The 11776-nt window shown below is 66.2% G+C and carries 12 protein-coding genes; 6 read left to right on the forward strand and 6 right to left on the reverse strand.

From position 1 onward, the window contains the following. Positions 1 to 7 precede the first annotated feature (7 nt). From mutS to AC1RHV_RS09820, 3 genes are all read left to right on the forward strand, one after another. Positions 8 to 2677, forward strand: coding sequence for a DNA mismatch repair protein MutS (gene mutS, locus AC1RHV_RS09810; protein ID WP_492300574.1), 2670 nt, complete (start codon positions 8 to 10; stop codon positions 2675 to 2677). Next, entirely contained in the window at positions 2674 to 3867 is a 1194-nt protein-coding gene (locus tag AC1RHV_RS09815; protein ID WP_119450074.1) for a ribosomal protein uL16 3-hydroxylase, read from the forward strand. The genes mutS and AC1RHV_RS09815 overlap by 4 nt, the downstream gene beginning before the upstream one ends. A 217-nt stretch (positions 3868 to 4084) precedes the next feature. Then, the gene (locus AC1RHV_RS09820; protein WP_013395215.1) at positions 4085 to 4312 is read left to right on the forward strand and encodes a hypothetical protein; all 228 of its coding nucleotides are present in this window, start codon (positions 4085 to 4087) and stop codon (positions 4310 to 4312) included. A 239-nt stretch (positions 4313 to 4551) separates the two neighbouring features. Here AC1RHV_RS09820 and bamC read toward each other — a convergent pair whose 3' ends face one another. The 4 genes from bamC to AC1RHV_RS09840 form a co-directional block, all read right to left on the reverse strand. Further along, positions 4552 to 5676: an NlpB/DapX family lipoprotein gene (gene bamC / locus AC1RHV_RS09825; protein ID WP_054453258.1), complete on the reverse strand. Its 1125-nt coding sequence runs from the start codon at positions 5674 to 5676 to the stop codon at positions 4552 to 4554. Between the two features lie 17 nt (positions 5677 to 5693). After that, a complete protein-coding gene (gene dapA / locus AC1RHV_RS09830) occupies positions 5694 to 6599 on the reverse strand; it encodes a 4-hydroxy-tetrahydrodipicolinate synthase (RefSeq protein ID WP_054453260.1) in 906 nt (301 codons plus the stop codon). 87 nt (positions 6600 to 6686) lie between these two features. Further along, complete coding sequence (locus tag AC1RHV_RS09835) at positions 6687 to 7334, reverse strand: site-2 protease family protein (protein WP_054453262.1); 648 nt, start codon at positions 7332 to 7334, stop codon at positions 6687 to 6689. 68 nt (positions 7335 to 7402) lie between these two features. Then, positions 7403 to 8029 (reverse strand): L-threonylcarbamoyladenylate synthase, encoded by a 627-nt coding sequence (locus AC1RHV_RS09840; protein ID WP_054453264.1) that lies wholly within the window; start codon positions 8027 to 8029, stop codon positions 7403 to 7405. Positions 8030 to 8115: 86 nt separating this feature from the next. On the opposite strand from AC1RHV_RS09840, the gene ypfJ reads away from it, so the two are divergent. The 3 genes from ypfJ (at position 8116) to AC1RHV_RS09855 (ending at position 10437) form a co-directional block, all read left to right on the forward strand. After that, positions 8116 to 8970 (forward strand): KPN_02809 family neutral zinc metallopeptidase, encoded by an 855-nt coding sequence (gene ypfJ / locus AC1RHV_RS09845; protein WP_492300576.1) that lies wholly within the window; start codon positions 8116 to 8118, stop codon positions 8968 to 8970. 169 nt (positions 8971 to 9139) lie between these two features. After that, complete coding sequence (locus tag AC1RHV_RS09850) at positions 9140 to 9676, forward strand: hypothetical protein (RefSeq protein ID WP_054453268.1); 537 nt, start codon at positions 9140 to 9142, stop codon at positions 9674 to 9676. Beyond that, positions 9673 to 10437 (forward strand): DUF1828 domain-containing protein, encoded by a 765-nt coding sequence (locus AC1RHV_RS09855; RefSeq protein ID WP_054453270.1) that lies wholly within the window; start codon positions 9673 to 9675, stop codon positions 10435 to 10437. The genes AC1RHV_RS09850 and AC1RHV_RS09855 overlap by 4 nt, the downstream gene beginning before the upstream one ends. Positions 10438 to 10444: 7 nt before the next feature. Here the strand turns inward: AC1RHV_RS09855 and AC1RHV_RS09860 are convergent, their stop codons facing one another. Continuing rightward, the gene (locus tag AC1RHV_RS09860; protein ID WP_054453716.1) at positions 10445 to 10717 is read right to left on the reverse strand and encodes a hypothetical protein; all 273 of its coding nucleotides are present in this window, start codon (positions 10715 to 10717) and stop codon (positions 10445 to 10447) included. A 271-nt stretch (positions 10718 to 10988) separates the two neighbouring features. Further along, positions 10989 to 11726, reverse strand: coding sequence for an ArsR/SmtB family transcription factor (locus tag AC1RHV_RS09865; RefSeq protein WP_492300579.1), 738 nt, complete (start codon positions 11724 to 11726; stop codon positions 10989 to 10991). Between the last annotated feature and the right edge of the window lie 50 nt (positions 11727 to 11776).

Genomic DNA, 11776 nt, shown 5'->3' on the forward strand with positions numbered 1-11776 from the left:
CACGGGCATGAATTCCGCAACGCAAAACACCGCCGCCGACGCCCACCCGGGCCATACCCCCATGATGCAGCAGTACCTCCGCCTGAAAGCGGAGGCCGGTCCCTTGCTGCTCTTCTACCGCATGGGGGACTTCTATGAAATGTTCTACGAAGACGCGGAGCGCGGCGCGCGTCTGCTGAACCTGACGCTGACCAAGCGCGGCTCTTCCAACGGCACGCCGATCCCGATGGCCGGGCTGCCGGTGCATGCCATGGAGCAGTACCTGGCGCGGCTGGTCGCCATGGGCGAGTCCATCGCCATCTGCGAGCAGATCGGCGATCCGGCGACCTCCAAGGGTCCGGTCGAGCGCCGCATCGTGCGCATCGTCACGCCCGGCACGCTGACCGACGACGCGCTGCTGCCGGCCAAGGCGGACCGCGCGCTGGCCGCCGTGTTCGTGGGCGGCACCGCGCGCGCGCCGCGCGCCGGGCTGGCCTGGCTGAACCTGGCCAGCGGCGAATTCCGCGTGACCGAATGCGCGCCGGCGCAGCTGGAATCCGAGCTGCACCGCATTGCGCCGGCCGAGATCGTCTGCGCCGACAGCGCAGAGTTCGACTTCCCCTTCGAAGGCGCGCGGGCCCGCGTGCCCGACTGGCACTTCGAAGCCGACAGCGCCCGCGCCCACCTGCTGGCGCACTTCAAGACCGATACGCTGGCGGGCTTCGACATCGAAGACATGCCGGCCGGCATTTGCGCCGCGGGCGCGCTGCTGCGCTACGCGGCACGCACCCAGTCGCAGGCCCTGGCCCACGTGCAGAGCCTGTCAGCGGAACGCCCCGGGCAGTACGTGCTGCTGGATCCGGTCACGCGCCGCAACCTGGAGCTGACGCAGACGCTGTCCGGCGAAGATTCGCCGACGCTGTTCTCGCTGCTGGACGGCTGCCGCACGCCCATGGGCAGCCGGCTGCTGCGCCGCTGGCTGCACCATCCGCTACGCGAGAACGAACAGGCGCTGGCGCGCCAGCAAGCCATCTCGGCGCTGCTGGCGGGCCGCATGGACATGGAACAGACCTTCGGCGCGGCCGGCTTCGGTTCGGCCGGGCTGCTGGAGTCCTTGCGCAGCGCATTGAACGCCTTCCCGGACATCGAACGCATCGCCGCCCGCCTGGCATTGCGTTCGGTGCGCCCGCGCGAACTGGCCAGCCTGCGGGACGCGCTGCAGGCCCTGCCGGCGCTGCGCGACCAGGTCGAGCCGATGGCGGATTCGCCGCGGCTGGGCGAACTGGTCTCGCACCTGTCGGTGGACCCGGCCCTGGCCGCCCTGCTGGTGCGCGCCATTGCCGCCGAACCGGCTGTCGCCATCCGCGACGGCGGCGTGCTGGCGGCGGGCTTCGACGCTGAACTGGACGAACTGCGCGGCCTCGCGGCCGACGGCGGCGACTTCCTGGTGCAGCTGGAAGCCCGCGAACGCGAACGCACCGGCATCAGCAACCTGCGCGTGGAGTTCAACCGCGTGCATGGCTTCTACATCGAAGTCACCAAGGGCCAGACCGCCAAGGTGCCGGAGGATTACCGCCGCCGCCAGACGCTGAAGAACGCCGAACGCTACATCACGCCTGAACTCAAGACCTGGGAAGACAAGGTGCTGTCCGCCCAGGACCGTTCGCTGGCTCGGGAAAAATGGTTGTTCGAGCAATTGCTCGATGTGCTGGCCGAACACGTGCGGCCGCTGTCGGACTGCGCCGCCGCGTTGGCCGAACTGGACGCGCTGGCCGCGCTGGCCGATCACGCGCGCCGCCACGACTGGATCGCGCCCGAACTGTCTGAGCAGGCCGACATCGACATCGATGCCGGCCGCCACCCGGTGGTGGAACACGCCATCGAGCGCTTCACGCCCAACGGCTGCCGGTTGGAGCCGGCGCGTCGGATGCTGCTGATCACCGGTCCGAACATGGGCGGTAAATCGACCTATATGCGGCAGGTGGCGCTGATCGTGCTGCTGGCGCGCATCGGCAGTTTCGTGCCCGCTTCGCGCGCCCGCATCGGCAAGATCGACCGCATCTTCACCCGTATCGGAGCGGCCGACGATCTGGCGGGCGGCCGCTCGACCTTCATGATGGAAATGACCGAGGCGGCCGCCATCCTGTCGGCCAGCACGCCCAACAGCCTGGTGCTGATGGACGAAATCGGCCGCGGTACGTCCACCTATGACGGCCTGGCGCTGGCCTGGGCCATCGCCTGCCGCCTGCTTGCCCACAACCGCGCGCTGACGCTGTTCGCCACCCACTATTTCGAGCTGACCCGCCTCCCCGCAGAACAGCCGGCCTCGGCCAACGTGCACCTGGCCGCGGCGGAATCGGCCGGCGGCATCGTGTTCCTGCACGAAGTGCGCGAAGGCCCCGCCAGCCGCAGCTACGGGATCCAGGTGGCGCAACGCGCGGGCGTGCCCGCCGCCGTGATCCGCCAGGCCTCGCGCGAACTGGAACGCCTGGAGGCGCAAGGCGCCCCCACGCCGCAGCTCGGCCTGTTCGCGGCCGCCGCTGACGCCGACGCCCAGGCCTATGCGGAAACCGACCGTTCCGACGACCTCGAGGCCCTGGACGCCCTGCGCGAGGAACTCGCCGCCATCGACCCCGACAGCCTGACCCCGCGCGAAGCGCTGGACGCCCTCTACCGCCTGAAGAAGCACCTGCAATGAACCTCGACCATTCCTTGGCCCTGCTGGGCAACCAGAGCCCCAACGACTTCATGCGCCGCTACTGGCAGCGCAAGCCTCTCTTGATCCGCCAGGCCATCCCCGGCTTCAAGCCGCCGGTCACGATCGCCGCCATCAAGAAGCTGGCGCGCCGCGACGATGTGGAATCGCGCCTGATCTGGCGCGAGAACGGCGAATGGCAGATGGAGAACGGTCCCTTCGCGCGCCTGCCCAAGGACAATGAAGGCGACTGGACCTTGCTGGTGCAAAGCGTGGACCTGCACAGCGATGCCGCGTCCGAACTGATGCAGCTGTTCCGCTTCATCCCCGATGCGCGCCTGGACGACGTGATGATCAGCATCGCCAGCCATGGCGGCGGCGTGGGTCCGCATTTCGACAGCTACGACGTGTTCCTGCTGCAAGCGGCGGGCGAGCGTGAATGGCGCTATGGCCGCCAGAAGGACCTGTCGCTGGAACCGGGCCTGCCGCTGAAGATCCTGAGCCGTTTCGAGCCCGAAGAGACGGCCGTGCTGACGCCTGGCGACATGCTCTACCTGCCGCCGCAGGCGGCCCACGACGGCGTCGCCGTGGGCGACGGCTGCATGACGATTTCCATCGGTTTTCGCGCCCCCACGCAGGCGACGCTGGCGCGCGGGCTGCTCGAAGCAGCCGCGGATCAGGTCATGGCGCGCGTCGGCCTCTTGGGCGGCCCCTATGGCGAGCCCGCCCTGCCCGGCCCGAAGCTGTCGGCCGTCTATCGCGATCCCGGCCAGCCCGCGGTCGACACCCCCGCCGCGCTGCCGGACGCGCTGGTGGCTGCCACGCTGGAAACCGTGGAAAAGCTGCGCTTCGACGATGCGCTGGCCTCGCGCTTCCTGGGCTGCTGGCTGACCGAGCCCAGCAATCTCAGCGTGTTCGACGCGCCCGAAGGCATGGACGTGGATCTGGAAGAAGACTGGCCCACCGCAGGCCGGCTGGTGCTGGACCGCCGCAGCCGCATGCTCTATCGCGGCAAGCAGCTCTTCATTAATGGCGAAACCGCCATGGTGCCCGCCGACGCCGCCCTGCGCACGCTGGCGGATGCGCGCAGCCTGGATTGCTCAGACCCATCCTGCGCTCGGTTGAGCGACGAAGCCCGCTCCTGCCTGGCGGATTGGCTGGATTCCGGCTGGATCCGCTACGTCGCGGCGTAGCATCCCGACACGGCCCCGTATCAGTCCTGTACAGAAGGAAATCAGGTCTGATACGCGGGACACATCAAGAAAGAGATAACACGAAGCTGAAAGGTTTGTTGCCGTTAGGATGCGACCTTTTTAACTTTCATACGCGTTGCGCCCGCGTGTTCCTGTAGCCTGACCTCTGGTTTCCCCTAATGGGGTTTCAAGAGTCGTCATCTACAGGAGTCTAAAAATGATGAGCAAAACCTTGATTATTGCCTCGGTGCTGGCCGTCGCGCTGAGCGCCTGCAACAAGAAGGAAGATGCCCCGGCGCCCGCGACCAACCCCGCTCCGGGCGCAAGCACGCCTGCCCCCACCACGACGCCCCCGGCCACTTCGCCGGCTCCGGCGCCCACGCCCAACACCACGCCGGGTGGCGGTTCGACCACCCCGGGCGGCTCGACCACGCCCGCGTCCTAATAAAAACTCAGCGACGAACCCCCGCTCTGAGGACGCAAGAAAAAGCCCTGGCTGCTACAGCCGGGGCTTTTTTGCGTCCAGAGGGCATATGCGCAAGGCGCAGCAACCACAAGCCTTCGCGGCGGGAAGCTCGCCCTCCCTGCCGGCTCGCAAGATCTTCAAAGCGCCCAACAAAAAAAGAGGCCCCCGCAGGGGCCTCTCTTGCGCGGTGCTGCGCGTGAGCGCAGAACCGTCTGGTCTTACATCTTGTCCTTCAGCACGCTCAGCAGGCGCTGGGCGGTGGCGCTGTTGTCGCGCGCGCCATTGGCATCCAGCACGGTCACCACGGTCTGGTCGCCGTTGGCAGCCAGGTGGATACGGTACTGCGGCGCCTCGGCCTTCTTGTCGCCCGAGAACATGCGGCTGAAGAAGCCCGGCTGGTCGATCTTCTCGCCCGTGTCGGTATCGACATAGCGGACGAAGTAGTCGCCAGCGGAGCGATCGCGGTCGTCCACGGCGAAGCCGCCGCCGTCCAGCGCCACGCCAACACGGCGCCATGCGCGGTCGAACGATTCGCTGACGAGCAGCGAGGCGCCCTGTGCGCGGACGTCCTGCTGCACGGCAGGCTTCTGCGGCGCGGCCTCGGCCTGCTGCACCAGCTTGCGGGCGTTGTCGACGTCGGAACCCAGGTAGACCATCATGCGGGCCAGCATGGCGGCGTTCAGGCCCGGATCTTCCTTGCCGTTCTGCCACTGCACCTGCATGCCGTCGCTGCCCACGCGCTTTTCAAGCATCTGGCGGTGGCTGACATAGACCTCGGTATGGCCATTGACGCGTTCGACACGGGTACGGAATTTCTCGCGTTCGCCGCTGTCCCAGGCCGATTCGAGAATCATGCCCAGCGCCTGACGCAGCCAGCTTTCGGGAATCTTGGCCCGGTTTTCAGCCCAGTCGGTTTCGATCAAGCCAGCGCCAGGATTGTTGCTGGCGACGGTAAAGCCGTTTTCGGTCCAGAAGTCCACCAGTCGCGGGAACACGTCTTCCGGCGGACGGTCCACCACCAGCCAACGCAGGTCGCCGTCGCGCTCGACGCGCATGTCCTGGCGGCCGGGCAACACGTTGCTCGTCTTGGGCTGGGTGGCTTGCGCCTGGCCCTGCTGCTGGAACTGCGAATAGGTGGTCGAGCCCGAAGCCGGCGCGCGATAGCGCGGATCGCTGTTGGCCTGGGTCAGGTCGGGCGGGATGCTGAGGGGCTCTCCACGCTGGGTGACTGCGCTCTTGTAATTGACGGACTCTTCATTGCCCAGGAATTGATTGACCTCGCTGCAGCCGGCCAACAACACCAGAGACATCAATGCCGACAAACCGGCATGACGTTTGTTCATACGTATCCTCACGATATTTAGAGCAGGCCCGTTTCCTGGAGCGCGGCACGCACGGTTGCGTGGTGCTGCGATCCCAGTTCAACCAGCGGCAGCCGGTAACCCAGTGCGCTGCGGCCCATTTCGGCCAACGCCCACTTCACGGGGATGGGGTTGGCTTCAACGAACAAAGCCTTGTTCAGACGCGCCAGGTGCGCGTTAAGTTCACGCACCTTGGGCACATTGCCGGCCAGGGCGGCGGCACAGAGCTCGCGCATGAGCTTGGGCGCCACGTTGGCCGTAACGGAAATATTGCCGCGCGCACCCAGCAGGATCAGGGCGGCGGCGGTGGGGTCATCGCCGCTGAAGACCTGGAAGCTGGCCGGCGCTTCGCGCAGCAGCAGGCCGCCGCGGGCGATGTCGCCCGTGGCGTCCTTGATGCCGATAATGCCCGGCACCTGCGCCAGGCGCAGGACCGTTTCGTTGCTCATGTCGGCAACGGTACGGCCCGGCACGTTGTACAGGATGGTGGGCAGATCGACGGCTTCCGCGATGGTGCGGAAGTGACGGTACAAACCCTCTTGCGAGGGCTTGTTGTAATAGGGAACGACCGACAGGCCGGCCTGCGCGCCCACGGCCTTGGCGTGGCGCGTCAGGTGGATGGCTTCGTCGGTGGAGTTGGCGCCCACGCCGGCGATGACCGGAATGCGGCCCGCAGCGTGTTCGACCGCGACGCGGATCAGCTCCGCATGTTCTTCCATGGAGACCGTGGGCGACTCCCCGGTGGTGCCGACCACCACCAGTGCGTCGGTTCCTTCCTGGATATGCCAGTCGATCAGCGACCGGTAGGCCGCGTAGTCCAGACTGCCGTCGGGCTGCATGGGAGTGACCAGAGCCACCATGCTGCCTTGGAAATTAACGCCTGCGGCGGTTGCAGGGGATGCCATAAATGTAGGGCTCCAAAACCCCGCGGCGGGATGCCCCGGGGCCAGAATCAATGAAACCGATGAGTTTAACGGATATTGGCTGAAATCCTACAGAAACCACTGGACGATGGTCGTCCCCAGAGAGAGTACCGGCCGCATCAATAGCCAGAGCACATCCGTCACCAGCAGGATGACGACGATCACCAGGCCATAAGGCTCGATTTTCGAGTATTGCCAGGCCAGGCGATTGGGCAGCAGGCTGAAAAGGATGCGTCCCCCGTCCAGCGGCAGGATGGGCAGCAGATTCAGGGCCATGAGCACGAGGTTGACGTTCACGCCGGCCACGGCCATCTCGAACCAGAACGATTCCTGCAGGCCGGACTCCAGGAAGATGCGCAGCGAAAACGCCCACAGGACCGCCATGAACAGGTTGGCGGCAGGCCCCGCCAGCGCCACCCACAGCATGTCCTGCTTGGGCCGGCGCAAGCGGCCGAAATCCACCGGCACAGGCTTGGCCCAGCCGAACAGCATGCCCGGACTACCCAAAAGCTTGGAGGCCAGCAGGATCGCCACCGGCACCAGCAGCGTGCCGACGGGATCGATATGCCGCGCAGGGTTCAGGCTGATGCGTCCGGCCTGATAGGCCGTGGGATCGCCGAACATCCGCGCGACGTAGCCGTGCGCGGCTTCGTGCAAGGTGATGGCGAAGATGACCGGTATCGCGTAGACCGCAATGGTTTGGATGATGTCATTCATGGCGAACCGGATTGTAGATGAGCCGCGCGCCGGCGCATGCCGGCGTGCAGGTCGGCGCGGCGGACGCGCTAGGCAAGACCGAGGGTGGCAGGATCGCCGCGTCCGACACGCACGACCACAGGCTCGTCGCCGGTGAGGTCTATCACGGTGGTGGGCGATTGCGGGCAAGCGCCCGCGTCGATGATGGCCGCCAGGGAGTGTTCGTAGCGTTCGCGGATTTCTTCCGCGTCGTTCAACGCTTCGGTCTCGTCCTTGGGGATGAGCGTGGTGGACAGCAAGGGCGCCCCCACCTGCTCCAGCAGGCCCAGCATGACGGGATGGTCCGGCACACGGATGCCGATGGTCTTGCGCGACGGATGCGACACGCGCCGCGGCACTTCCTTGGTCGCTTCGAGGATGAAGGTCCAGGGTCCCGGCGTCGCGGCCTTCAGCAACCGGTACTGGCGGTTGTCGACGCGCGCGAAGTGGCCGATTTCAGCCAGGTCGCGGCACAGCAGCGTGAGATGATGGCGTTCATCCAGGCCACGCAGGCGGCGCAGTCCGTCAGCGGCGTTCTTGTCGTCCAGCCGCGCGACCACGGCATAGCTCGAATCGGTAGGCACTGCGACCAGCCCGCCATCGGCCAGCCATTGGGCCGCCTGCTTCAGCAGGCGCGGTTGCGGATTCGCGGGATGAATATCGAAATACAAGGCCATGGGTTTATCCTAACACTCTTGAAGGCCGCTCAGTACAGAGCGGCGATGCAAAATGGCGGGAACGCCGACCCGTCCGGAGAAACAGTATGCGCCTTGATGACTCGCGCGAAAGCAACAATGTGGAAGACCGCCGTTCCAGCGGCCCACGCATCGGCGGCCGCGGCACCATCGGCATAGGCACGATCGTGCTGGCCCTGGTCGCCATGTATTTCGGCGTGGACCCCAGCGTGGTCCTGCAGATGGCCGAAGGCCCGCCCGTGCAGCAACAGCAGGGGCCCGCCACGCGTCCGCCCGCCAACGACAAGCAGGCAGTGTTCGTCTCCAAGGTCCTGGGCGAAACCGAAGATACCTGGAGCGCCATTTTCCAGAAGGACCTGAACCGCCAATACGTGGCGCCCAAGCTGGTGCTGTTCCGCGGCGCCACGCCCACGGCCTGCGGCACCGGACAGTCGGCCATGGGGCCGTTCTACTGCCCGGGCGACAGCAAGGTGTACATAGACCTGGCGTTCTTCGACGAATTGCAGAACCGCTTCAAGGCGCCGGGCGATTTCGCCCAGGCCTATGTCATCGCGCATGAAGTCGGCCATCACGTCCAGCATCTGCTGGGCATCTCGGACCAGGTGGACAACCTGCGCCGCCGCAATCCCGCGCAGGCCAATGCATTGTCGGTGCGCATGGAACTGCAGGCCGACTGCTTCGCCGGCTTGTGGGCGCAGCGCGCCAACGCCGCCCGCAACATCCTGGAAAGCGGCGACGTGGAAGAGGCCCTGACCGCCGCCACCGCGATCGGCGACGACCGCCTGCAGAAGCAGAGCCAGGGCTATGTGGTGCCCGATTCCTTCACCCACGGCTCCTCGGCCCAGCGCGTGCGCTGGTTCAAGCGCGGCCTGGAGAGCGGCAGCATCAAGCAGTGCGACACGTTCGGCGCCAGCTCGCTATAGCCGCGACGCGCCGCCCTTGGGCTGTACATCCATACAGCAAAAAGGGCGGCGCAGTCTTCATCTTGTAAGATTACGCCCCCTCGCAGTGTTGCGCGTGCGCCCGCCGCCGCGCGGCGCTTGCCAGGCGCGCTGCCCGGCGCGCGCATTTCCAAGACCCTAGATCAGTTCCATGGCCAACAAGTTCGAACCGCTAATCACCGTTGATGAGGTGCAAGAGATTCTTGCCGAACCCAAGGAAACCGTAAAACCGATCGCCTGGGTGCCCAAGCCCGCCGCCAGCAATCTCCAATGGATGGAATTCGCCTGTGCCTGCCGGGTCAAGGGCGAAGTGCGCGAAGACGTGATCTTCCGCGCCACCTATCGCGGCGCGCGCACGGCCGTGCACGGCCAGGCCACGATTTTCCTGGCCGAAGCGTTCTGCGCCAGCCTCTTCGTAGGCCCGCACCGCGTGTTCGGCGTGGACACCGACGACTCCTTCCACACCAGCCTGGTGGGCGAAGGCCGGCCTCAGTACCGCAAGCCGCTTGCGGACCGCAGCCATGAACACATCTGGGTGGACGATGGCGAAGGTTATGCCGAGCCCATCGTGCCCGCCCTGCAGAATATCGGCGCGCTGATGCAGTACTTCCTGCCGCGGGCGAACCTGACGCTCACCGGCGGATTCGCGCATCCCCTCAAAGGCCGCCAAATCGAACTGATCCTATGAGCACTTTCCTGGAAGCCTCCGGCTGGACCGTCCTGCCGGCGGGCGAGCACGCCATCCGCGCCATATCGCCCATGACACTGGGCCTGGACGGGCAGCACGCGGCCTTCTTCATCGCGCATCCCGACGAGTCCACGTTCTACCTGACCGACGCCTGTGAGACCGCGATGCACGCGTCCAGCTACGGCATCGACCTGGCGGCCAAGCGCATCGACATCCTGAATGAAACCCCGGGCGTCAGCCTGGCGCACTTCGACCGCGACGGCGCCATCGTCGCCAGCGGTCCCAACGAGCAGCTGCAGGAAGCGCTGTGGGACGCGGTCAAGCTGGCGATGGCGCTGTCGTTCCAGTGCGCCAAATGGATGCCGAAGTTCAGCCAGTTGCGCTTTCGCGCCCAGGTCGGGCGGGCGCTGGCGGCGGGCGTGGGCGTGAACCGCATGGTCAAGGGCGCGCGCGCCAAGGGCAGCAGCGGCCACACGGCCGATTTCGCCTTCGCGGTACGCGCCGCCAGCAGCACCGCGTTGACGTACATCGAACCGATCGCCCTGAAGGCCGGCAAGAAAATGGACTGGACGCAGGTCTACCAGACCCACGGCAAGATGTCGGACGTGAAGATGGCGGACGCGCGCAACTCGCGCATGGTCATCCTGGAGGACGGCGCCTCGGCCGAGGAATTCAAGAAGGCCGTGACCATCCTGGAACAGTCCGCGACCGTGCAGACGCTGGCCAAGACGCGCGATTGGCGGGAAGTCTTTTCCGGCTAGGACGGCGTCAGGCTGGCAGGTTGGTCAGGCCGTCGACGATTTCGCGGCCGTGCAGGATCGCTGCATGCACCGCTTCACGCGGACTGTAGACAAAACCGCCCTCGGCAAAACGCGGAACCGGATATTCGTCGCCGCCTTCGAGCACGGCGCCTGCCTGGACCACCATCACCGACGCTATGAATACGGGGCCGCTGGATTGCGCCTGAACCTCGGCGTCTGCGCCCCGGGACACTTTGGCCGTCAGCCGGTATCCCTTGTAGATCAAGTTGTTCTGATGCACTTCGGATGCCCTCTTTGTGCGATCCAGCATACCCCGCTTGACTATGACAGTTCGGATATGTTTTGTAACGATGGCAGAAAATAGAAACACTGTTGCATCGCGATAGGTGCGTCCCCGTTTCCCAGGAACGCTACGCGCGGCCCATCCGCGCGCCGCATGTCCAGGGTTGACGCGGCTTGCGGCGCAACGCGGGGCGCTGCCGCAACCCGTCCCCACCCGGGTTCACGGGGATTTCCCTAGATCTGTTGCATATGCACACCTTATTGCAGGCTCATGCGGCGACATTCCGGTCCCGGCGCGCAGCGCTCGCGGCGGACTGCTCATCCGCTGGCCCGAAGAAGGTGGGAAACTGCTTTTCGCCCTTCTTCGTCACGCTCAACGCGCGCGAATCCAAGTCCTTGCTGATCCAGTCGCGGCGCGTCAGCGCCTCCAGCAGCGCCGCGCCCAAGGCGCCGCCCAGATGCGAGCGACGCTCGCTCCAGTCCAGGCAGGAACAGGCGAAACGCCGCCGGCGTTGGCGCGCCTGCATCACGTCCACGCCTATCTGCGCCAGGGCCGCCTCGCCCAAAGGCGTCAGCAGGTAATCGCGCCCGTCCGCCGTCAGCCATTGGCGCGACAGCATCGCGTCATGGATGCGTACGGCCAGGGTGCCCGCCATGTGGTCATAACAGGTACGCGCCTCGCGCAGCGCCGAGGGCGTGCTGGGTTTGAACGGCACGCGCTCCGCGCCGGCCACCACCAGCAAGGCCTCCAGCGCATGTCCAACCTCGCCATTGGCCAGGCGGTAGTAGCGGTGCTTGCCCTGCACGGCCATTTCCACCAGCCCTTGTTCCCGCAGTCGCAGGAAATGGCTGCTGGCGGTGGAGGCGCCGATGTCGGCGGCGGCCGCCAGTTCGGTCGCGGTGCGGGCGCGGCCGTCCAGCAGCACGCACAGCATGCGCGCCCGGGCCGGATCGGCGATGGCGCCAGCCACGGCGGAAAGATTGATGTCGGCGAACTCGGATTCCATGATTCGTCACAGACCAAAGTGTTGTGTGCAGAGTCAAGCATACTGCGACT

The sequence above is a fragment of the Achromobacter sp. GW823-FHT04E03 genome, assembly GCF_058796095.1.